Here is a 20,033-nt window from a genome sequence, read left to right on the forward strand (position 1 = left end):
TGATCACTGCCTTCCGGTTGCGCCTGCCGTACCACCAAGATCAACTTATATCCGTAAATCACCCCTTACGCCTTCGTATCTCACCTTCTTGACGGAAAAATCGGGATTTTCGGGAAAGCCAGGCGGCGAGGAGCGGAAAGAGTGCGACGACCGCCAGGGTGCCGGACAGGCCCACCGTCTGCGCCAGCGTCCCGGCGACAGCGGAGCCGACCCCGCCGCCCACGAAGAACGCCAGGTTGAGCAGGCCCATCCCGGCCCCGCGCAGCGCGGGAGGCAGCCGCGCCGACACGTCACCGGTGACGACGACCTGGGTGAGGGCGAACGCGGCGAGACACAGCGAGGCCGCGACCACCGGCGGCCAGGGGCCACCCCGGCCCGTCGCCGCACCGGCCAGGGCGATCGCCGAGGCCAGCGCGGTGACGGCCAGCACGAGATAGCCATGCCGTACGGCGAGCGGGCCCACGCGGCGGGACAGCACCGCGCCGAACGCGGCACCCGGCAGCAACGCGACGCCGACGGCGAGCACGCTCCAGCCGTGTGACCGGGAAAGGATCTGCGGAACCACGTACATCACGGCGAACAGCCCTGCGAAGACCCCGGCGCCGACGGCCGCCGCCAGCAGCCAGGGGACGTCGCCGACCACCTGACGCGGGACGAAACCACCGGGGCGCCGGGCCACCCGCCAGGCCAGCCATCCGGCCGCGAGGACGAACACCACAGCCAGCGCGACGACGACGGGGACGGCGAGGCCGAGCGTCCCGGACTGGATGAGCACCAGCAGACCGCTCACGGTCACGGTCAGCAGAACCGCTCCGGTGACGTCGATCGGCCTGCGCGATCCGGGCCGTACGGCGAGCGGCAGGCAGAAGGGCACGGCCAGGATCGACAGCACAGGAAGCACCATGGCGACCCGCCAACTCATCCAGGTCGTCACGACGCCGCCGACCAGGGTGGCGGCCGCCGCGAAGACCGCCATGAGCGTGCCGTACCCCGTGAGCACCCGGGGACGGTCGGCGGGGTCCACGCCCGCGAGCAGCGCCACCGCGACCGCCGCCATGCCTCCGGACCCGGCCGCGAGCACCAGTCGTCCCGCGACCAGCACGGCCAGGGTCGGCGCCGTCGCGCACACCACCGCCCCGACCACCAGCGCCGACGACGCGACCGCCAGCGTGACGCGCGCCCCCAGCGAGTCCGTCAGCCGTCCGAGGACGGCGACGCCGACACCGAGCGCCAGGGCATGCGCGGTGAGAACCCAGGCGACCTGCGCGGGAGTGGCGTGCAGCGCGGCGGCGACCCGGGGCAGCGCCACGGCGGCGGCCGTGACGCCGAAGACCACCGGGCCGAACAGCCCTCCGAGCCGCAGGGCCGTGGACAGCGCCCCGGGGGCGCTCATCGAGAGTTCCGCATGGACTGCCAGGCGGCGTCGTCGGCGAAGTGGACGTCGTAGCGGTCCTGCTCCGGCAGCAGGTCGTCGAAGGGCTGGCCGCGTCCCAGCCGCCTGAAGTATCCGAAGCGTTCGACCCCCGGCGTCAGGACGACCAGCACGTCGGCCTCCGCCCCGGGCGCCGCGCCGAACGCGTGCGGCAGCCCCGGCGGCACGACGACAAGCCCGCCCGCGGAGACCGTCACCCGCTCGTCCCCCAGGAGGAACTCCATGTCCCCGGTCAGGACATGGAACAGCTCGGTGGAAAGGGCGTGGAAGTGGGGACGGGCGCCGTCGCGTCCCCTGCCCAGCCTCAGCCGGTTGGCGCCGAGCGCGCCCGAGGTGTGGCTCGCGTCGGCGAGCAGCGTGAACGCGCCGCCCTCGGAGAGTTCGACGATCTCCGCGGCGTCGGCGGGCATGACGAAGGCGCGTGCTTGGGTGCCGGTCATGGGGGCTCCTTCCGGGAAAAACCGGGAAAAAAGGATCGGAATCCATTGGAGTCCGGGAAGAAGCCGCGAACCAGAACCGGTTATGACGTGCAGTTATCACCGATCGAGATGAATCAGGGGACGCGGATGGAGTTGCGGCAGCTCGAATACTTCGTGGCGGTCGCCGAGGAGGGTGGGTTCGGCAGGGCGGCCGACCGGCTCAGCATCGTGCAGTCGGCGGTCAGCCAGCAGATCCGCCGCCTCGAACGCGAACTCGGCGTGCCGCTGTTCGACCGCTCGACCCGGCACGTTCGCCTGTCCGGCGCCGGGGAACGCCTGCTGCCCGAGGCGCGTGCCGTACTCGCCGCCGTGCGTCACACGCGTCAGGTGGCCGCCGACATCGGCGCGGGCATCGACGGTGTCCTACGCCTCGGGATCGTGCACGGCCCCGGCGACCGGGTCTTCCGCACCCTGAACGAGCTGGCCGCCGTCGCGCCGCGCCTCCAGGTCCGGCTCCGTCGGCTCCCGCTGCCCGCCCGCCTGGCCGCGGTCCGCACCGGCGAACTCGACGCCGCCCTGGTCAGGGCGCTCACCGACGCGCCCGGCCTCGAACTGCTCCCCGTCTGGACGGATCCGCTGTACGTGGCGTTGCCCGCCGTACATCCCCTGGCGCGTTCGGCGGAGATCGGGCTCCGGGATCTGGCGAGGCTTCCCCTCAGGCTCGCCTCGCGGGAGGACAATCCGCCCTTCCATGATCTGGTGACCGGGGCCTGCCGGGACGCCGGGGTGGCGCCGCCGTCGGGACCGCCGTTCACCACCCTCCAGGAGACCCTCGCCCGCATCGGAGCGGAAGCCCCGTCCTGGACCGTCTTCTACGAGGTGGCGGGACTGCCGGAGTTCCCCAGGGTCGCCATCCGGCCGCTCGCCGGACCACGGTTGACCACCTCGCTGGCCGTCCCCCCTGGCCCGCCCACCCCGGCCCTTCGCCACCTGCTGCACAGCCTGACCCGCGTCACCCCCGGATGAACGGCATCAACCGCCGCAGTTCGGTCGCGTCGGCCCGCCTGCCGTACGGGGCGAGCTGGAAGGTCTCCGACGCGAAGAGGTCCGGCCAGTATTTGCCGACGAACTCGCGGCAGGCGTCCACGTCGTCGGCCGGGGGCACCTGGTCCAGGAAACCGCGCTGGAACGGGGCGAACTCCAGGAACTGGGAGGCGTGCGCGAGACAGGCGTCCAGCTTGGCCCGCGTCACCGGCGTCACGTCCACCACCACGTCGTCCCGGTGCACGGGGGCCGAGGCGTAGTCGGTCATCAGCAGGCAGACCGGCTGCCGTTCCAGGGCGGGCTTGCCGCACTCGACGTTGCGCACGGTGACGAGCTCGACGGCCTGTTCGGCCAGCTTCCCGGCGGCCCGGTTGTCCGGGTGTCCCGCGCCGTCACCGTGCAGGGCGATCAGCAGGTCGGGCCGCCAGGCGCGGATCTCCCGCATCACCCGCAGGCGCAGCTCAACGGTCGGTTCAAGAAGGCCGTCATGCACGTCGAAGATCTCGTAGTCGACAACTCCGAGGGCGTCGGCCGCACGCCGTCCCTCCTCCGCCCTGCGGCGGGCCAGCGGAGCCCGTTCGAGCTCGTGGTGCCCGGCGTCTCCGTTGGTGAGCGTCAGGAACTTCACCGCGTGTCCCGCCTCGGACAGCAGGGCGGAGACGCCACCGGCGTAGAGCTCGGGTTCGTCGGGGTGGGCGGCGATCACCAGGGTGCGCAACATCTCTCAGCTTTCGTTGACAAGTCCGGTACGGCCTGCCGTACCGGCGTGGAAGACCTGCTCACGGGCCAGGTCGAGGGCGTGACGGACGGCACCTTCGAGTACGGCGTTGCCGCTGACGCGGCTGACGGCGACGGTGACGGGCGCCAGACCGGTGGGGGCCAGGAGTTCGGCGACGCGGGAGCGCAACGGTTCACCGGCCGCCGTGCAGACGGGGCCGCCGAGGACGACGTAGCCGGGGTCGAGCACGCCGACGGCCGCGGTCACGCCGAGCGCGACCCGGCTGGCGACGTCGTCGAGGAACCCGGCAGGAGGGTCGGTGCGCAGGAGTTCCGTGACCGCGCGCAGGGTGGGTTCGACCTCCAGCCCGTGCGCCCCGGCCAACTCGGCGAGCGGGGCCGTACCGAGCAGGGCGCCGAGCGGGCCGCCGTCGGGACCGTAGAGCCGCCCTCGGCTCACCGGATCGGGAACGACAACCGAACCGACCTCGCCGCCCCGCCCGGTGACGCCGCGCCACAGGACGTCGTTGAGCACGACCCCGGCGCCGACTCCGCTTCCCACCCAGAAGAGGACGAAGCTGGTGCCCTTGTGCTCCTCAAGCTCGCGGATCGCGACGAGGTTGACGTCGTTCTCCAGCCTGAAGCGGTGGGAGCCGAGCTGTTCACGCAGGTCACCGAGGTCGTCGAGGTGTGACCAGCCGGAAAGCTGCACCGCCTGGCTCAGCCGGTGGCCACCCGCCTCGACGACCCCGGGCACCCCCAGCACGATCTGGTCGAGGTCGTCGAGGGTGATCCCGGCGTCGTGGGCCGCCGCCTGCACCGCCTCGGTCAGGAACGCCACCGCGTCGGTACCCACGCCGGGGGCCTCGGCCTGGTGGCGGCCGAGGACCTCGCCGGTGAGGTCGGACACCGAGACCTCGACGGCGCGTGCCGTCAGGTCCAGCCCGGCGACCCAGGAGGCCGAGCCGTTCAGCTCCCAGAGCTGGGCGGCGGGGCCCGCGTTGCCGGGTTTGGTGCCGGCCTTGCGCGCCAGCCGCCCGTTCTCCAGGCGGCGCAGCACCTCGGCGGCCGAAGCCTTGGAGAGCCCGGTGTGGAACTCCAGCTCGGCGCGGGTGAGGGAGCCGTGCCGGAGCAGCAGTTCCAGGGCCGCCCGTTCGTTGAGGGTGCGGAAGACGGTGGGATTGCCGGTGGACACTACTTCACTGCTCCTGACGTCAGTCCGGACTGGATGTGCCGCTGGAAGACGATATAGGCCACCACCACCGGCAGAACCGTCATGCTGAGCGCCGCGAACAGGGCAGGCCAGTCCGCCTCGTATCCGGCGATGGTGGAGATGTCGGCGATGCCCTGGGTGATGACCCAGTTGCTCTTGTCCCCGGGGAGCAGCACCAGGGGGAGAAGGTATTGGTTCCACTGGCCGAGCACGTTGAAGATGGTCAGGCTGACCATCCCGGGCTTGGCCATCGGCAGCATGACCTGGAAGAAGGTCCGCGTGTAGGAGGCCCCGTCGATCATCGCCGCCTCGGCGACCGCGTCGGGCAGCCCCCGGAAGAAGGACGTGAGGAAGAAGATGGTGAAGGGCAGCGAGTACGCGATGTAGACCAGGACCAGCCCGACGTGCGTGTTGAGCAACCCGAGCCCGTCGACCACGAAGAACAGCGGCACCAGGGCGAGGAAGACCGGGAAGGCCATGCCCGACACGAACAGGAAGTAGATCAGCCGGTTGCCGGGAAACCTGAACCTGGCCAGCACGTAGGCGGCCATGGAGCTGAGCAGCATGGTGCCCGCGACGCCGAAGAAGACGACGATCACCGTGTTGAGGAGATACCGGCCGACGTTGGCCCGCTCCCAGGCCCGCGCCCAGTTGTCCCAGCGCAGCTCACCCGGCAGTTGGAGGGCGTCGCCGAAGATCTCACCGTTGCTCTTGAACGAGGCGAGCAGCGTCCAGATCAGCGGGGCGATGATGAGCAGCGCCCACACCGCGAGGACGGCCTGCGAAACACCCCCGAAGAGTTTGCGGCCCATCAGTAGACGATCCTCTCGCGCCTGGTGACCCGCATCGTCAGCGCGGCGAAGGTGAGGGTCAGGAAGAACAGCGCCACACCGAGCGCCGAGGCGTAGCCGAACCGCGAGTAGCCGAAGGCGTTCTTGTAGATCTCCGTGGCCAGCACCGTGGTCGCGCCGTCGGGCCCGCCCTGCTCGATGGAGAGCACGTTGACCAGGGCGAAGCCGTCGAAGGCCGCGATGCCGAGATAGATCCAGCCGACCTGGACGGTGTCCCAGAGCAGCGGCAGCGTGATGGAGAAGAACAGTCTCGTACGGCTCGCGCCGTCCAGGGCGGCCGCCTCGAAGACGTCCCTCGGGATGGCGGCCATCCCCGCGGAGAAGAGCACGACGTAGAAGCCGACCGCCTGCCAGACCATGACGGCGATGATCGACCAGAGCGCGAGTCTCTGGTCGGTCAGCCACCCGACCGGTTCCATGCCGAGCTTGACGAGGGCGCCGTTGACCACGCCGCTGGCGTCGGGGCGGTAGACGGCCTTGAACAGCACGCCGACCACCGCCACCGCGAGCACCTGCGGCAGGAAGAAGACGACCCGGTAGAAGCCGGAGCCCCTGACCCCGGTCATCGTGCCGCCGCGTGAGCCACCCGCGACGTTCAGCAGGTAGGCGAACAGCAGCGCGAGCAGGACGGTGACCAGCGGCATGGCGATGAGCAGGACCGCGTGGTTGCGGATCGCCTGCCAGAAGGTCTCGTTGCCGAACATCCGCCGGAAGTTGTCCAGCCCGACGAAGTTGAGCTTGGCCGAGACTCCCCGCCAGTCGGTCAGCGCGATCTGGAACGCCTGCACGTACGGGCTGATGACGAAGACGCCGTAGAGAACGACGGGCAGGAGCAGGAATCCCGCGACGAAGCCGTGCCGCCTCATCGGTCAGACGGTCCGGGTCTGCTTGGCGATGGAGGAGTCGGCCTTGAGTTCGCCCGCCTTCTTCTGCATGTTCTCGCAGAACTGGTCGGCGGTGATACGACCGGCCATGACCGAGTTGGTCTGGGTCTGCCCGTGGTCGAACAGCTCCTTGTACCAGGTCTCGAAGCGGGCGTCGGTGATGGTGTTCTTCCCGGCCGCCTCCTGGGCCTTGGCGGCGCTGTTGACCGCCGAGGTGAGCTTCAGGCCGTCCACCAGGCCGTTGACGATGGTGAGGTTCTTGGTCATCTCGGTGTAGCCTCGGGCGCCCTCCCTGGAGAGCATCATGCGCAGGTAGTCCAGGCCACCCTGCGGGTTCTTCCCCTTGGCCGCGACGAAGAAGGCCTCGGAGACCCCAATCATGATCGCCTCGTACGGCAGGGCGTCCGCGGCGGTGATGCTCGGCACCGGGGCGATGGCGTACTCGAAGGTGTCCGGCTTGTCCTTGGCCATCTCGTTCTCCAGCCAGGAGCCGCACGGGTAGAACAGGACCTTGTCCTGCAGGTGCTTGACCTGGGTCTGTGTGTGGTCGAGACCGAAGTAGGCCTTGTCCCCGTAGTCCTTCTGGACCTGCGCCCAGGCCGCGACGGCCTGCCGTACCGGCTCGGCGGTCCAGGCGCCGTCGGCCAGGTTGTCGATGTCGATGATGACCTTGTTGCCGCCGACCTTGGCGGCGCTGTAGACGAGGTTCCAGAGTTGGTAGAAAGGCCCGACCTGGCCGGGGTAGGCGAACAGGGCGATCCCTGCCTTCTTCGCCTCCTCGCCGAGGGCGTTGAACTCCGCCCAGGTCCTGGGAACGGTCCAGCCCTTTGCCTCGAAGAGCTTGGCGTTGTACCAGAGGGCGCGGTGGGCGACGGTGTACTGCAGGACCCTCGGCACGCCGTCGATCAGCGAGTTCTCGTAGGCGCCGCCGACGAGGGTGTCCTTGACCTTCCTGTCGGGGAAGGCCAGGGAGGGGGCCTCGAAGAGCGGGGTGAGGTCGGCCAGGTGTCCCTCCTGGACCAGCGACTGCAGGTCGAGCGCCTCGGGGCCCGAGTTGTTGACCACGTCGGGCACGTCCCCGGCGATGAAGCGGGGGCGGAGCTGGGTGCCGACCTTCTGCGTGGCGACGTGCTTGATCTCGGCCTTCGGGTAGGCCCTGCGGTAGGCGGCCTCGTGCAGGTCCACGGCGTACTTGTCGCCGTTGCCGCCGCTGAAGATGACGACTTCGAGGCGCCGGGTGGCGTCCACGCCGAGCGGGTTGTTCGTCGAGGTCGCGGCGGCGGAGGGGGTCGGGCTGGGGGCGGTGTCGCGGCCGGTGGTCACGCAGGCGGCGAGAGGGGTGGCGAGCGCGGCGAGGCCGAGCCCGCGCAGGACGTCGCGGCGGGTGGGGGACATGCTTCCTCCTGGCGCTAACCGTCCGGATACCTTCCAGACGATTAGCGGCCGACTATAGGTCGCGGCTCCTCAGCGCGTCAAGGAAGCCTCACCTGCGCCGATGCGGTCCCGACGACTCAGCCGTCGGTCGAGGAGCACCGCCAGCGCGGTGGCCGCCGCCAGACCGGCGCCGATCCACGCGACGGAGACGACACCGGCACCGGCGTCGAAGGCGATCCCGGCGAACGCGGGGACGAGACTGATGCCGAGCTGGAACGCCGAGACGGTGGTGGCCCCGGCGAGCGTCGGCGCCTCGGACGCGATGGTGAAGACCCGCCCGTAGATGGCCGGGTTCAGCACGAACCCGGCGATCCCGAGGAGCAGGACGAGCGGGATGACCGCGAACGCGTGCCGGGCGAGGACCGCGAGCAGGACCGAGCTGACCAGGATCCCGGCCGCCCCGAGCAGGAGCGCGTGGGAGGGCCGCCGGTCGGCGATCCTGCCCCCGAAGGAGAGACCGGCGAAGGCGCCGACGCCGAACAGCGCGAGAATCGCCGGGACCCAGACGCCGGGGACGCGGGTGACCTCGGTCAGGAACGCCGCGAGGTAGTTGAACGAGACCATGTAGGCGGCGGTGCTCAGGATGGTGACGGCGTAGACGACCCACAGCCGGGGCCGTCCCATCGTGCGAAGCTCACGCCTGACACTGGGTTCGGTGCCCGTGGCCGTCACGGGCAGGACGAGCAGGGTCAGGACCGCACCGGCGACGGTGAGGGCGATCACCCCCCAGAATCCGCCCCGCCACCCGGTGAAGTAGCTGATCAGCGCGCCCGCCGGGCCACCGGCGATCATCGCGAGGCTGAGACCGCTGACGACGACCCCGGAGGCACGCGCGGTGCGGTCGGACGGGACGAGACCGATCGCGGTGACCGCCGCGACCGCCCAGAACCCCGCGTAGGCGAGGCCGCAGACGAAACGGCTGGTCAGCAGCACCGGGTAGCTGTCGGTGAGAAGACCGACCGCCACGGAGACGGCGAAGAGGACCTGGGTGACGACGAGGGTGGTCCGCCGTGGCCAGCGCAGCGTCATGATGGCCAGCGGAGGCCCGCCGACGACGACCCCGACGGCGAACGCCGAGATCAGCGCACCGGCAGAGGACAGCGTGATCCGCAGGTCGTCCGCGATGGCGGGCAGGACCCCGGCGAGCAGGAACTCCGCGCTGCCCATCGCGAACAGGCTGAACGCGAGCAGGTAGACGCCGAACGGCAGTCTCCTGGGTGTCACGTGTAGGGACATATGGGGATCTCCTTCGGGGGATCGGTGGCATCCGGCCCGATGGTGTGGTTCCTGATGGCGAATCGACAACTTCCGTTGCCATTTCTGGGACAGGTGACTGGAATGGGGAGATGGACGAGCAATCCCCGATCGCCGCGACGCTGGCCCGGGTCGGCCCCCGGCTCAGGAAGATCCGCGCCCAGCGCGGCGTGACCCTGGCCGCGCTGTCGGAGGCGACCGGCATCTCCAAGAGCACGCTGTCGAGGCTGGAGGCGGGCCAACGCCGCCCGAGCCTGGAACTCCTGCTGCCCATCGCCCAGGCCCACCAGGTGCCGCTGGACGAACTCGTCGGGGCGCCGGAGGTCGGCGACCCACGGGTCCGGTGCAGGCCCCGGGTCCGCAACGGCCGGACGGTGATCCCGCTGACGACCCAGCCGGGTCCCCTCCAGGCGTGGAAGTCGATCATTCCCGCCGAGCAGAACCGGCCGGAACCGTGCACCCACGAGGGCTACGAGTGGCTGTACGTGCTGTCCGGGCGGCTACGGCTCATCGTGGCCGACCACGACCTGGTCATGGGGCCGGGGGAGGCCGCCGAGTTCGACACCCGGCTGCCGCACTGGTTCGGTCCGGCGGATGGCTCCTCCGTCGAGGTCCTCAACCTGTTCGGCCGCCAGGGAGAACGCATGCACATCCGCGCAAAACCCCACCCCCGCCCGCAGCCGTCCCCTTGAACACGGCCATCCGCAGGCCCATGCCGTACGGTGCCAGCCTGGTCGTGCCATACCGACAGAAAACAGGTCAGGTTGCTCCGTCGAGCAGGGTGAGGGCCTCCTCGGTCCAGGCGATGAGGGCCTGGGCGCTGTGTCTGCCCGCCGAGATCGTGGTCATGATGTACGGCAGGTCCGGTGAACCAGCGTCCTCGACGGCAACCGTACGGCGCAGCTCCTCGTAGTCGGCGAGGCTGCGTTCCGCGTCCGCCCTGGCCTGCAGGATCAGCTCCCGGCACCTGTCAGATCCCAGGGTCCGGCCGAAGAACAGGCGCAGCAGGAGCCCGTTGCGCGAGGGCGTCGTGGTGATGGGCTCGCTCAGCAGTTCGTGCAGGTGGGCGGTGCCCGAGGCGGTGATAACGAAGGTGGACGAACCGGCCCGGGGTCCCTCGCGGCGTTCCACGTGTCCCTGCTGCTCCAAAGCCTGCAGAGTGGGATAGATCTGGCCGAAGCTCTCGCTCCAGAAGTGGCCGAGGACGTCCCGGATGGCCTCTCTCAGCGCGTAGGCGGTCATGGGCTGCATGCTCAGCGCCCCCAGGACGGCCATCTCGGTCTGACTGCGGCGTGCCATCCGGCCCCTCCTTATATCTGGCAGATATTTCTAATAGATAGTAGCTTACCGCCATGTCCCGAGTCCGTGAGATCGACGCCATCCGGGCCTTCGCGCTCCTCGGCATCCTGCTCGCCAACATCGGCTACCTGGCCGACCCCGCCCACATCGCGCTCGGCGCCCTGCCCGAGGTCGACAACCCGGTCGGGTTCGCCGTCAGTGCCCTGGTCCTCACCAAGTTCTACGTGATCTTCGCGTTCCTGTTCGGCTACTCGTTCACCCTCCAGATGCGCTCGTGGGGCGAGGACCGGGTGCGGGCCAGGATGCTCCGCCGCTGCCTGGCCCTGCTGGTGCTCGGCCTGCTCCACGGGTTCCTCCTGTGGTTCGGCGACATCCTCACCCTCTACGCGGTCCTCGGCGTGGTCCTGCTGCCGATGCGGAACATCAGGCCACGGACCGCCGTCATCGTCGGCTCCTGCCTCATCGGGTTCCTCACCCTGGTCTGGGCCGCCCTGGGCTGGCTGACCTCCCTCGACCCCACGGCCGCCACGACGTCCGCCACGATGCCCGCCGCCGACCCGGCCGCCGGGGCGCGCGCCGTACACCTCGTCACCGACGGGCCGCTCGGCTTCCTCACCTTCCAGGCGGAGAACTACCCGCCCTACGCGCTGTTCGTCTGGGCCTTCCAGGGCCCGACCGCGCTTGCCCTGTTCCTGTACGGCCTGGCCGCGGGCAGGTCGCGGCTGCTTGAGCGGCGCGAACGCTGGGAGCACCTGATCCCGCGCGTGCAGTGGACGGGCTTCCTGGTCGGACTGCCCGGCGCAGTCTTCTTCGCCTGGGCCTCCGGCCGCCCCGACGAGTTCGCCCTGTACGGCCTGGCCGTCAACACGGTGACCTCCCTCTTCCTGTCGGCGGCCTTCGTCGCCACCCTGCTGAGGGTGCTGCGGAGGTTCCCGGCCCTCATCGACGTCCTCGGTCCGGCGGGCCGGATGACCGCCTCCAACTACGTCGGGCAGTCCGTGCTGGTCGCCCTGGTCTTCACCGGCTACGGCCTCGGCCTGGCCGGACGGCTCGCGCCCCCGGCGGCGATGGGCGTGGCCGTCGCGATCTACACGCTCCTGCTCTGGCTGAGCTCCCGGTGGCTGCGGTCCCACCGTCACGGCCCGATCGAGTACGGCCTGCGGGTGGTCACCCTCGGCACCGGTCGGCGGACCCCGGTGAACCCCTCCTGATTCGGTGTATTCGGTGTTGCTAAGTACCGGTAGTCAGTGTTACTTTCTACCGGTAGCTAGCAGCACCAAGTAGTCGAAAGGGAAAGGGCACTCCATGGGCAGACAGGCCACCGAGATGCTCAAGGGAACACTGGAGGGCATCGTCCTGGCGATCCTCTCCACCCGGGCCGCATACGGCTACGAGATCACGGCATGGCTGCGTGAGCAGGGCTTCTCCGACATCGCCGAGGGCACCATCTACGCACTGCTGGTCAGGATCGAACAGCGCGGCCTGGTCGACGTGGCGAAGGTCCCCTCGGAGAAGGGGCCGCCACGCAAGGTGTACTCCCTGAACGCCCAGGGCCGGGAGTACCTGGAGGAGTTCTGGAAAACCTGGGCCTTCCTCACCGAACGACTTGAACAACTCCGCCAAGGGGGCGACCAGGCATGACCAGAGAACCGGACGAGTCGAAGAGCCGCTACCTGAAGTACCTGGAGGTCGTCACCGGGTCGCTGGACGAGAAGAGGCGCTACCGGCAGTACAAGGCGCGGATCAAGCAGCTTCCCGAGAACTACCGCATCGCGGTCGAGGCTCTGGAGCGCTATCTCATGCACTTCGGCCCGGTCGACGGCGCGGGCGCGATGGAGATGTACGAGGACCTGGCCGACCTGTTCGAACAGAGTGTGTCGGACGGAACCCCGATCCGCGACCTCTTCGGCGACGACCCCGTGGAGTTCGTCGAGGCCTTCATCCAGAACTACCCGGCCGGACAGTACAGGGCCCGCGAACGCGCCCGCTTCACCAACGCCGTCGCCCGCGCCGCGGGCGAGGAGGACGGAACCGTCTGATGAGAACACAGCAAACCCCCGCCATCCAGGTGCGTGACCTGCGCAAGTCCTACAAGGACCTGCACGTCCTGCGCGGTGTGGACTTCGAGGTGGCGCGGGGCGGCGTCTTCGCGCTGCTCGGCTCCAACGGGGCCGGCAAGACCACCGCCGTGCGGATCCTGTCCACCCTGCTCAAGCCCGACGCAGGAGTCGTCCGTGTCAACGGCTTCGACGTCACCACCCAGGCGGCGGACGTCCGCGAGTCGATCAGTCTGACCGGGCAGTTCGCCGCGGTCGACGAGATCCTCACCGGCCGGGAGAACCTCATGCTGGTCGCCCGGCTGCGCCACCTCGCCAACCCCGCCCAGGTCGCCGACGACCTGTTGCGCCGCTTCTCCCTGACCGACGCCGCGGGACGCAGGGCGGCCACCTACTCCGGTGGCATGCGACGCCGCCTCGACATCGCGATGAGCCTCATCGGCGACCCGCCGATCATCTTCCTCGACGAACCCACCACTGGCCTGGACCCCCAGGCCCGCCTGGAGGTCTGGCGGACCGTCAAGGACCTCACCGCCCAGGGCACCACGGTCCTGCTCACCACCCAGTATCTCGACGAGGCCGAACACCTCGCCGACCGGATCGCGATCCTCCACCAGGGCCGCATCATCGTCGACGGCACCCTCGCCGACCTCAAGCGGCTGCTGCCGCCCGCCAAGGTCGAGTACGTGGAGAAGCAGCCAACCCTGGAGGAGATCTTCCTCACCCTCACCGGCACGAACACCTAGGAACCCCCCATGACCAGGCACTTCCTCGGCGACACCGCCGTCCTGCTGGGACGATCCCTGCGCCATGTCACCCGCAGCGTGGACACCGTCATCACCACCGCGATCATGCCGGTCGCCATGATGCTCATGTTCGTCTACGTGTTCGGCGGCGCGATCAACACCGGCACCGACTCCTACGTCAACTACCTGCTGCCCGGCATCCTGCTCATCACCATCGCCTCGGGCATCGCCTACACCGCCTTCCGCCTCTTCACCGACCTCAAGAGCGGCGTCTTCGAACGCTTCCAGTCCATGCCCACCGCCCGTTCGGCCGTCCTGTGGGCCCACGTGCTGACCTCCCTGGTCGCCAACCTCATCTCCCTGGCCATCGTCATGCTCGTCGCCCTGGCCATGGGGTTCCGTTCCAGCGCCCCCGTGACGGCCTGGCTCTCGGTCGTCGGCATCCTGATCCTGTTCACCCTGGCCCTGACCTGGATCGCCGTCATTCCCGGACTGTCCGCGAAGACCGTGGAGGGCGCCAGCGCCTTCTCCTACCCGCTGATCTTCCTGCCCTTCCTCAGCTCGGCCTTCGTCCCCACCGCCACCATGCCCGGCCCGCTGCGCCTCTTCGCCGAGCACCAGCCGGTGACCTCCATCGTCAACGCCATCCGCGCCCTGTTCACCGAACAGCCGGTCGGCACGGACATCTGGATCGCCCTGGCCTGGTGCGTGGGCATCCTCGTCGTGGCCTACCTCTTCGCGATGAACACCTACCGCCGCAGGATCGCCTAGGCCACGTCCACGACGGGAAGGGCTCACGCCGCCGGACGGCGAACCTCGGAAGATCCGCGCGAGACGAACACCAGGCTGTGAACAGGTCCCCCGGAGCAGCCTCCCCACCCTCCGCCTGGCCGTACCCGCACCTGAAATCTCACGTTCGGGCCATCCCGCGCGTCTGCAGGGTAGAGAGCGAAAGGAGCCGGTATGAACACGCGACACACCGTGGTGGACACCACCCTGGGACCGGTCACGATCGTCGCCGAGGGTGACGCGGTCACCGGCCTGTACTTTCAGCACCACACCCGCCGTCCGGCGCGGGAGACGTTCGGCGCCGTGGCCACGGGCGACACCCTGCTCGCCGAGGCCGCCACACAGGTGAGGGACTACCTCGCCGGACGCAGGCAGGGATTCGCCCTGCCGCTGCGGGCGGACGGTGACGCGTTTCAGCGGGCGGTGTGGAGCATCCTGAACGAGATCCCGTACGGCGGGACGACGACCTACGGCCGTATCGCGGAGCGACTCGGCGACCGTGGCCTGGCGTACCGCGTCGGACAGGCGGTCGGCGCGAACCCGCTGTGCGTTCTCGTGCCCTGCCACCGCGTGCTCGGCGCGAACGGGAACCTCACCGGGTACGCCGGAGGACTGGAGCGCAAGCGGGCCCTGCTGGAGCTGGAGGAGCCCGCCCAGGTCAGAGCGGGACGCCTGTTCTGATGGGATCGAGATGAAACAACCGTTCGAGAAGGTGGTCGCGCGGCACGGGGTGACCGTGCTGCGCGTCTGCCGCGCCCTCCTGGGCGTGCACGACGCCGACGACGCGTGGTCGGAGACCTTCCTGTCGGCCCTGCGGGCCTACCCCGACCTGCCGGAGACGGCGAACGTGGAGGCCTGGCTCGTCACCATCGCGCGCCGCAAGGCGATCGACGTCCACCGGGCCACGAAGCGGAACGCGGTCGCCGTCGAAGCCCTCCCCGAGACGCCGAGCGATCTCGGTGTCCCCGGTGGCGACGACACGGATCTGTGGGACGCGGTGGTGAGGCTGCCGGACAAGCAGCGCCAGGCCATCACCTACCGGTATCTCGCCGGGATGTCGCACGCGGAGATCGCGGCGATCCTCGGCGGCACCGTGGACGCGGCGCGCAGGGCCGCGGCCGACGGACTGAACACCCTCAGGAAGGGCTACCCGGGCGCCCACGCGAAAGGAGCATCCTCATGAACGACATCCTTGGCGTGCTGTCGGCGCCCGTCGACCCCGAGACGATGGCACGGCTGCACGCCCGGCTCGCGCGTGAGGCGGAGTCCGAGGGGCTTGTGGACGTCGCCTACACCGTCGTCGACTCCCCGGTCGGGAGGCTGCTGCTCGCGGCGACCCCGAAGGGTCTCGTCCGGGTGGCCTACCAGAACGAGGACCACGACCGGGTGCTGGAGATGCTGGCGAGCAAGATCAGCCCCCGCGTCCTGCACGCCCCCCGGCGGCTTGAGACCGCCGTGCGGGAGATCGACGAGTACTTCGGCCGTCTCAGGAGGACGTTCGACCTGCCCCTGGACCTGTCGCTGTCGCACGGGTTCCGGCAGCTCGTGCAGAAGCACCTGCCGGAGATCGGCTACGGGCAGACCCTCAGCTACCGGCAGGTCGCCGAACTCGTCGGCAGTCCCAGGGCCGTCCGCGCCGTCGGCACCGCCTGCGCGACCAACCCCCTCCCCGTCGTCGTCCCCTGTCACCGTGTGCTCCGCACCGACGGCTCCCTCGGCGGTTACATCGGTGGCCTCGACGCCAAGACCACCCTGCTGAACCTGGAGGCAGCGGCATGACGTGGCGCGAGCGTGTCGACGCCGCCGACTGGGCCGCCGTCGCAGCCGAGATCGACGAGTACGGCGGAGCCCTGCTTCCGCGACTCCTCACCTCTGAGGAGGCCGCCGAGTTCTGCGAGATGTTCGACCGGGACGAGCCGTTCCGAAGCACGATCGACATGGGCCGGTACCGCTTCGGCGAGGGACGGTACCGGTACTTCGCCGCGCCGTACCCGGAACCGGTCGAGCGGTTGAAGCAGGCGCTCTACCCGCGGCTGCTGCCCATCGCGCGTGACTGGTGGGCCAGGCTCGGCCGCCCCGCGCCCTGGCCCGACACGCTCGACGAGTGGCTCGCGATGTGTCACGAGGCCGGGCAGACCAAGTCGACGGCGATCCTGCTGCGATACCGCGAGAAGGACTGGAACGCGCTGCACCGCGACCTCTACGGCGACCTCGTGTTCCCCCTCCAGGTCGTGATCAACCTCAACCGGCCCGGTGTCGACCACACGGGAGGCGAGTTCCTGCTGGTGGAACAGCGTCCCCGCGCGCAGTCGAGGGGGACGGCGACGCTCCTGCCGCACGGACACGGCTACCTCTTCACCACCCGCGACCGTCCCGTCCGGTCGAGTCGAGGGTGGTCGGCGGCGCCGGTCCGTCACGGCGTGTCCGCCATCCGTTCCGGCCTGCGCCACACCCTGGCCCTCGTCTTCCACGACGCCGCGTGAGCTGTTCACCCGGCCCCGGGTCTGAGGCCGTGTCCGAAAACAAATAAACTCCCCTGTCCTTTTTGAATTCCGGCGGCAACGTCCACCGGGCGCGTATTTTCTTCTTTCCAAGTAGGAATTTATCCTTTCATTGGCCGGGTGTGCGCGACCCCATATGGAATGTGTGAAATTCACCAACAGGGTGTGAAAACTTCACGAACGGGTTAGGGGGACTTCGCGGAACGCCTGGTCACGACGCGGGGCATCGGCCGGTGGCGCGTGACCTGCGTTGATGCGGGGTTGTGTGAAATCTGAAAGAGGGCCCTTGACGCACTCTTCTTGCTCGATTAGTAATAGTTACGGTCAAGTTACGCGAACCGCCGAATAGACGCGGCAGGGTCGCGCCGCCCCCGACCCGGACGGAAAGTCACCGGCAAGTTACGGCTACTCCCCTTCGCCATCCCGGTATCCGTGTTTTCAGAGGGAGAACTCTCATGCGTGACCGCCTGCCCTCCGTTGTCTCCGAATTCGGCACGCCGTGCTACGTGTACGACGAGAACCTGATCGACAGGAACGTCAGCCGATTCACCGGTCTGGCGTATCCGGAGAAGGCGGTTCACTTCGCCTCCATGGCCAACAACAACCCCCGGCTCCTCGAACTGGTCAGGCAGCGCGGCCTGGGCATCTTCGTCAACTCCCTCAAGCACATGAGGCTGGCCCTGAACTGCGGGTTCAGCCCGAACGAGATCATCTACACCTCGACGGGGGTCCGGCGCGAGGACCTGGAGTTCATCGTCGAGCACGGGGTGGCCGTCAACCTGGACTCGATCGGCCAGCTACGGCTTTTCGGCGAGGTGAACCCGGGCGGACGCTGCGGTATCCGGCTGAACATCGACGAGAACTCGCTCGACAACGTCTTTATCGGCGCGGAGAGCCGCATCGGCGTCCTTGAGAGCGAATTCGAGAAGGTCATGGCCACGGCCAAGGAGCACGACATCACCATTGTCGGAACGCATGTCTACCTTGGCACGAACATTGTCTCGCTGCCGACCATGATGCAGGGCGTCAAGCGCACCCTCGAACTCTCGAACTACTTCCCCGACCTTGAGTACGTGGACCTGGGAGGCGGTTTCCCGGTCAGGGGCGACGAGGCCGTCGATTTCGACTACGCCCGGTACGACCAGGGCATCACCGAGATTTTCAACGCTTACTCGAAAGAGCGCGGACGCCAGATAAAGCTCATTCTTGAGCCCGGCCGCTCCCTCTTCGGCGACACCGCTGTTTTCTGCACCTCCGTGCTCGACGTGAAGGAAAGGCCGGACCGCTTCCTGGTCTGCTGCGACGCCAGCGCGACCCTGCTGCCGCGGTCGATGTTCTACGACGAGTTCCACATCGTCGACACCCTGGACAAGCGCGGGCCTGTCCTTGAGAAGCCGGTGGACATCGTGGGATCGACGACGTACTCCCGCGACTTCCTGGCCAAGGGCGTCCACCTGCCCGCGCTGGAGCCCGGGGACGTCCTGGTCTTCGACCAGGCGGGAAGCTACTGCTACTCGATGATCACGCAGTTCCTCGGCCAGACCGAGCCGTGCGAGGTGCTGCTCGGCAAGGACGGCAAGCCCACGCTCATCAGGTCCCGCGAGCAGCTGGTCGGGAGCGACCGTTGACCGACGGGCACTGGACGTTCGAGGAGATCGCCCCGGGCGAGGCTCACCGCCACCGGATCGTCGCGGAGGTCCACTCCACCAAGAGTGCCTTCCAGCACATCCAGGTGCTTGAGACCGAGAGCTACGGCCGGGGCCTCTTCCTCGACGGACGGATCCAGCACGTCGCCGCGGACGAGTACATCTACAGCGAGAGCATGGTCCACCCGGCCATGTTCCTGCTGGAGGGCTCCTGCGAACGCGCGCTGTGCATCGGGGCGGGCCCCGGCGGCGTCGTGCGCGAGCTGCTGAGATACCCCGGGGTCGGCGAGGTCGTCCAGGTGGAGATCGACACCTCGGTCATCGACGTGGCCCGCGAACACCTGCCCCACGTCGGCACCGAGCACTGGTCCGACCCGAGGGTCCGGCTCCGGATCGCGGACGTGCTGGAGTATCTCGCGGACGAGCCCGGCCGGTTCGACCTCATCGTCAACGACCTGAGCGAGCCGCTGCCCGGCAGCCCCGCCTCCGAGGTGTTCTCTGCGCGGAGCGTCGGCCTGATGCGCTCCAGCCTCAGCGAACGCGGCCTCTACGTCTCGTGGTGCGGCTCGGTCGGCCCCCGCTCCTCGGAGATGGCCGCGCGGATCGGCGCCGTGGTCGGGCGGGTCTTCCCGCACGCCTACCGCTACGTCACGCATCCGCAGTCGTACGGAACGGTCTGGATGACGGTCATCGGCTCCAACCTGCCGCTCGACCCGCTGGGCGCCGACGTCGCCGAGATCGACCGCCACCTCGCGGAGCGGATGACCGGCACGCTCCGCCTCTACGACGGGGTCACCCACCACCACATGTTCCACGTGCCGAAGGACGTGCGCGAGGCCGTGGCCCAGGTCGACCTCGAACAGCCGATCCAGCTTCTCGTCGACGGGGGCGCCCTGACATGAAGACCGAGAACGAGGATTTCACCGCCGTCGCCCAGCTCTACGACGAGGAGATGCCGGGCAACAACCTCGTCCACGACCTCATCTACCCGGAGGTCTACGGGCAGGGCGAGTACATCGGCCAGTTCAGCGACAACAGCGCGGCCGAACTGCGGCTGATGGGCTCGTCCATGAAACTCCCGCCGGGTTCGGCGGTGCTCGACATCGGCTGCGGCACCGCCGCCGTCGCGAGCTTCCTCGCCGGGGAGTTCGGGTGGCGGATCACCGGCATCGACGTGGCGGGCAGCCCGCTGGAGAAGGCCGGAGCCCGCATCGCCGCGACGGGACAGCAGGAGACCATCCGGCTCGTGCACGGAAACGTCTACGAGCAGGAGTTCGACGAGCCCTTCGACGGGGCCTACGGAACCGGCGCGTTCTGCCACTTCGACGCCGCCAGGCTCTTCGCCCGCTGCCGTGAGCTTCTGCGCCCCGGCGGCTCGCTCGCCTTCCTCGAACGGGTCCGCATGGGAGAGCTGGACGAACGGGAGTGGCACTCGCTGACCACGGCGTGGGCCTGCCCGAGCGTCTACTCGACCGGCGAGTACACCGAACTCCTCACCGACGCGGGCTTCGCGGTGACGGAGTGCCTCGACCTGACGGAGACCTTCCGCGACTGGCAGGACAGGTCGGTGACCGTACGGCACCGCCTCCGCGACCAGATCGTCGCGCTGACCTCGGAGGAGTACTTCGAGACGAGCACGCGGCTGGCCGACTACGAGAACGCCGTCACCAAGGCGGGAAAGCTCGGCTACGCGCTCGTCGTCGCCAGCGCCCGCTGACCGTCCACACCTTCGGAAACCACAGGGAAC

General features: G+C 69.1%; 23 protein-coding genes. 14 read left to right on the top strand and 9 right to left on the bottom strand.

The window, feature by feature from the left end; all coding sequences use genetic code 11:
- Positions 1 to 58: 58 nt before the first annotated feature.
- A complete protein-coding gene (locus FHS44_RS21465) occupies positions 59 to 1,393 on the bottom strand; it encodes an MFS transporter (protein ID WP_184717352.1) in 1,335 nt (444 codons plus the stop codon).
- Positions 1,390 to 1,872 carry a cupin domain-containing protein gene (locus FHS44_RS21470; protein ID WP_221461110.1) on the bottom strand — a complete coding sequence of 161 codons (483 nt, stop codon included), beginning with the start codon at positions 1,870 to 1,872 and terminating at the stop codon, positions 1,390 to 1,392. The genes FHS44_RS21465 and FHS44_RS21470 overlap by 4 nt, the downstream gene beginning before the upstream one ends.
- Positions 1,873 to 1,998: 126 nt before the next feature.
- On the opposite strand from FHS44_RS21470, the gene FHS44_RS21475 reads away from it, so the two are divergent.
- Entirely contained in the window at positions 1,999 to 2,877 is an 879-nt protein-coding gene (locus FHS44_RS21475; protein WP_184717354.1) for a LysR family transcriptional regulator, read from the top strand.
- Here the strand turns inward: FHS44_RS21475 and FHS44_RS21480 are convergent.
- The 6 genes from FHS44_RS21480 to FHS44_RS21505 form a co-directional block, all read right to left on the bottom strand.
- Positions 2,864 to 3,616, bottom strand: coding sequence for a PIG-L deacetylase family protein (locus tag FHS44_RS21480; RefSeq protein ID WP_184717356.1), 753 nt, complete (start codon positions 3,614 to 3,616; stop codon positions 2,864 to 2,866). The genes FHS44_RS21475 and FHS44_RS21480 overlap by 14 nt on opposite strands.
- A gap of 3 nt (positions 3,617 to 3,619) precedes the next feature.
- The gene (locus FHS44_RS21485; RefSeq protein ID WP_184717358.1) at positions 3,620 to 4,807 is read right to left on the bottom strand and encodes an ROK family transcriptional regulator; all 1,188 of its coding nucleotides are present in this window, start codon (positions 4,805 to 4,807) and stop codon (positions 3,620 to 3,622) included.
- A complete protein-coding gene (locus tag FHS44_RS21490) occupies positions 4,807 to 5,637 on the bottom strand; it encodes a carbohydrate ABC transporter permease (RefSeq protein ID WP_184717360.1) in 831 nt (276 codons plus the stop codon). The genes FHS44_RS21485 and FHS44_RS21490 overlap by 1 nt, the downstream gene beginning before the upstream one ends.
- Positions 5,637 to 6,542 carry a carbohydrate ABC transporter permease gene (locus FHS44_RS21495; RefSeq protein WP_184717362.1) on the bottom strand — a complete coding sequence of 302 codons (906 nt, stop codon included), beginning with the start codon at positions 6,540 to 6,542 and terminating at the stop codon, positions 5,637 to 5,639. The genes FHS44_RS21490 and FHS44_RS21495 overlap by 1 nt, the downstream gene beginning before the upstream one ends.
- 3 nt (positions 6,543 to 6,545) lie before the next feature.
- Complete coding sequence (gene ngcE / locus FHS44_RS21500; protein WP_184717363.1) at positions 6,546 to 7,955, bottom strand: N-acetylglucosamine/diacetylchitobiose ABC transporter substrate-binding protein; 1,410 nt, start codon at positions 7,953 to 7,955, stop codon at positions 6,546 to 6,548.
- A 69-nt stretch (positions 7,956 to 8,024) separates the two neighbouring features.
- Entirely contained in the window at positions 8,025 to 9,230 is a 1,206-nt protein-coding gene (locus tag FHS44_RS21505; protein WP_184717365.1) for an MFS transporter, read from the bottom strand.
- Positions 9,231 to 9,340: 110 nt separating this feature from the next.
- Between FHS44_RS21505 and FHS44_RS21510 the strand changes: the two genes are divergently transcribed.
- Complete coding sequence (locus FHS44_RS21510) at positions 9,341 to 9,940, top strand: helix-turn-helix domain-containing protein (protein WP_184717368.1); 600 nt, start codon at positions 9,341 to 9,343, stop codon at positions 9,938 to 9,940.
- 67 nt (positions 9,941 to 10,007) lie between these two features.
- On the opposite strand, the gene FHS44_RS21515 is transcribed toward FHS44_RS21510, so the two are convergent.
- Positions 10,008 to 10,547 (bottom strand): PadR family transcriptional regulator, encoded by a 540-nt coding sequence (locus tag FHS44_RS21515; RefSeq protein WP_184717370.1) that lies wholly within the window; start codon positions 10,545 to 10,547, stop codon positions 10,008 to 10,010.
- A 53-nt stretch (positions 10,548 to 10,600) separates the two neighbouring features.
- Here FHS44_RS21515 and FHS44_RS21520 point away from each other — a divergent pair, with 53 nt between their 5' ends.
- From FHS44_RS21520 to FHS44_RS21575, 12 genes are all read left to right on the top strand, one after another.
- A complete protein-coding gene (locus FHS44_RS21520; RefSeq protein ID WP_184717372.1) occupies positions 10,601 to 11,758 on the top strand; it encodes a DUF418 domain-containing protein in 1,158 nt (385 codons plus the stop codon).
- 94 nt (positions 11,759 to 11,852) lie between these two features.
- Positions 11,853 to 12,188 (top strand): PadR family transcriptional regulator, encoded by a 336-nt coding sequence (locus FHS44_RS21525; protein WP_184717373.1) that lies wholly within the window; start codon positions 11,853 to 11,855, stop codon positions 12,186 to 12,188.
- Positions 12,185 to 12,586: a DUF1048 domain-containing protein gene (locus FHS44_RS21530; protein ID WP_184717375.1), complete on the top strand. Its 402-nt coding sequence runs from the start codon at positions 12,185 to 12,187 to the stop codon at positions 12,584 to 12,586. Before FHS44_RS21525 ends, FHS44_RS21530 begins: the two co-directional genes overlap by 4 nt.
- Complete coding sequence (locus FHS44_RS21535; RefSeq protein WP_184717377.1) at positions 12,586 to 13,350, top strand: ABC transporter ATP-binding protein; 765 nt, start codon at positions 12,586 to 12,588, stop codon at positions 13,348 to 13,350. The genes FHS44_RS21530 and FHS44_RS21535 overlap by 1 nt, the downstream gene beginning before the upstream one ends.
- Before the next feature lie 9 nt (positions 13,351 to 13,359).
- On the top strand, positions 13,360 to 14,121 hold the full coding sequence (locus tag FHS44_RS21540) for an ABC transporter permease (RefSeq protein WP_184717379.1): 762 nt from the start codon (positions 13,360 to 13,362) through the stop codon (positions 14,119 to 14,121).
- A gap of 192 nt (positions 14,122 to 14,313) precedes the next feature.
- The gene (locus FHS44_RS21545) at positions 14,314 to 14,820 is read left to right on the top strand and encodes a methylated-DNA--[protein]-cysteine S-methyltransferase (protein ID WP_184717381.1); all 507 of its coding nucleotides are present in this window, start codon (positions 14,314 to 14,316) and stop codon (positions 14,818 to 14,820) included.
- Positions 14,821 to 14,830: 10 nt separating this feature from the next.
- Complete coding sequence (locus FHS44_RS21550; protein WP_184717383.1) at positions 14,831 to 15,322, top strand: RNA polymerase sigma factor; 492 nt, start codon at positions 14,831 to 14,833, stop codon at positions 15,320 to 15,322.
- On the top strand, positions 15,319 to 15,918 hold the full coding sequence (locus tag FHS44_RS21555) for a methylated-DNA--[protein]-cysteine S-methyltransferase (RefSeq protein ID WP_184717385.1): 600 nt from the start codon (positions 15,319 to 15,321) through the stop codon (positions 15,916 to 15,918). Before FHS44_RS21550 ends, FHS44_RS21555 begins: the two co-directional genes overlap by 4 nt.
- A complete protein-coding gene (locus FHS44_RS21560; RefSeq protein WP_184717387.1) occupies positions 15,915 to 16,622 on the top strand; it encodes a 2OG-Fe(II) oxygenase in 708 nt (235 codons plus the stop codon). The genes FHS44_RS21555 and FHS44_RS21560 overlap by 4 nt, the downstream gene beginning before the upstream one ends.
- A 473-nt stretch (positions 16,623 to 17,095) precedes the next feature.
- The gene (locus FHS44_RS21565; protein ID WP_184717389.1) at positions 17,096 to 18,268 is read left to right on the top strand and encodes a diaminopimelate decarboxylase family protein; all 1,173 of its coding nucleotides are present in this window, start codon (positions 17,096 to 17,098) and stop codon (positions 18,266 to 18,268) included.
- Positions 18,265 to 19,188, top strand: a complete 924-nt coding sequence (locus FHS44_RS21570) for a spermine/spermidine synthase domain-containing protein (RefSeq protein WP_184717391.1) — start codon at positions 18,265 to 18,267, stop codon at positions 19,186 to 19,188. Before FHS44_RS21565 ends, FHS44_RS21570 begins: the two co-directional genes overlap by 4 nt.
- Complete coding sequence (locus FHS44_RS21575) at positions 19,185 to 20,003, top strand: SAM-dependent methyltransferase (protein WP_184717393.1); 819 nt, start codon at positions 19,185 to 19,187, stop codon at positions 20,001 to 20,003. Before FHS44_RS21570 ends, FHS44_RS21575 begins: the two co-directional genes overlap by 4 nt.
- Positions 20,004 to 20,033: the final 30 nt, after the last annotated feature.

It is taken from the genome of Streptosporangium saharense (assembly GCF_014203715.1).
In the GTDB taxonomy this organism is placed as follows: Bacteria; Actinomycetota; Actinomycetes; order Streptosporangiales; family Streptosporangiaceae; genus Streptosporangium; species Streptosporangium saharense.

Excerpts from the sequence above, each read along its gene's own strand:
- FHS44_RS21465 (WP_184717352.1), bottom strand. The coding sequence starts at position 1,393 with ATGAGCGCCCCCGGGGCGCTGTCCACGGCCCTGCGGCTCGGAGGGCTG.
- FHS44_RS21470 (WP_221461110.1), bottom strand. The coding sequence starts at position 1,872 with ATGACCGGCACCCAAGCACGCGCCTTCGTCATGCCCGCCGACGCCGCG.
- FHS44_RS21475 (WP_184717354.1), top strand. The coding sequence starts at position 1,999 with ATGGAGTTGCGGCAGCTCGAATACTTCGTGGCGGTCGCCGAGGAGGGT.
- FHS44_RS21480 (WP_184717356.1), bottom strand. The coding sequence starts at position 3,616 with ATGTTGCGCACCCTGGTGATCGCCGCCCACCCCGACGAACCCGAGCTC.
- FHS44_RS21490 (WP_184717360.1), bottom strand. The coding sequence starts at position 5,637 with ATGGGCCGCAAACTCTTCGGGGGTGTTTCGCAGGCCGTCCTCGCGGTG.
- FHS44_RS21495 (WP_184717362.1), bottom strand. The coding sequence starts at position 6,542 with ATGAGGCGGCACGGCTTCGTCGCGGGATTCCTGCTCCTGCCCGTCGTT.
- ngcE (WP_184717363.1), bottom strand. The coding sequence starts at position 7,955 with ATGTCCCCCACCCGCCGCGACGTCCTGCGCGGGCTCGGCCTCGCCGCG.
- FHS44_RS21505 (WP_184717365.1), bottom strand. The coding sequence starts at position 9,230 with ATGTCCCTACACGTGACACCCAGGAGACTGCCGTTCGGCGTCTACCTG.
- FHS44_RS21510 (WP_184717368.1), top strand. The coding sequence starts at position 9,341 with ATGGACGAGCAATCCCCGATCGCCGCGACGCTGGCCCGGGTCGGCCCC.
- FHS44_RS21515 (WP_184717370.1), bottom strand. The coding sequence starts at position 10,547 with ATGGCACGCCGCAGTCAGACCGAGATGGCCGTCCTGGGGGCGCTGAGC.
- FHS44_RS21520 (WP_184717372.1), top strand. The coding sequence starts at position 10,601 with ATGTCCCGAGTCCGTGAGATCGACGCCATCCGGGCCTTCGCGCTCCTC.
- FHS44_RS21525 (WP_184717373.1), top strand. The coding sequence starts at position 11,853 with ATGGGCAGACAGGCCACCGAGATGCTCAAGGGAACACTGGAGGGCATC.
- FHS44_RS21530 (WP_184717375.1), top strand. The coding sequence starts at position 12,185 with ATGACCAGAGAACCGGACGAGTCGAAGAGCCGCTACCTGAAGTACCTG.
- FHS44_RS21535 (WP_184717377.1), top strand. The coding sequence starts at position 12,586 with ATGAGAACACAGCAAACCCCCGCCATCCAGGTGCGTGACCTGCGCAAG.
- FHS44_RS21540 (WP_184717379.1), top strand. The coding sequence starts at position 13,360 with ATGACCAGGCACTTCCTCGGCGACACCGCCGTCCTGCTGGGACGATCC.
- FHS44_RS21545 (WP_184717381.1), top strand. The coding sequence starts at position 14,314 with ATGAACACGCGACACACCGTGGTGGACACCACCCTGGGACCGGTCACG.
- FHS44_RS21550 (WP_184717383.1), top strand. The coding sequence starts at position 14,831 with ATGAAACAACCGTTCGAGAAGGTGGTCGCGCGGCACGGGGTGACCGTG.
- FHS44_RS21555 (WP_184717385.1), top strand. The coding sequence starts at position 15,319 with ATGAACGACATCCTTGGCGTGCTGTCGGCGCCCGTCGACCCCGAGACG.
- FHS44_RS21560 (WP_184717387.1), top strand. The coding sequence starts at position 15,915 with ATGACGTGGCGCGAGCGTGTCGACGCCGCCGACTGGGCCGCCGTCGCA.
- FHS44_RS21565 (WP_184717389.1), top strand. The coding sequence starts at position 17,096 with ATGCGTGACCGCCTGCCCTCCGTTGTCTCCGAATTCGGCACGCCGTGC.
- FHS44_RS21575 (WP_184717393.1), top strand. The coding sequence starts at position 19,185 with ATGAAGACCGAGAACGAGGATTTCACCGCCGTCGCCCAGCTCTACGAC.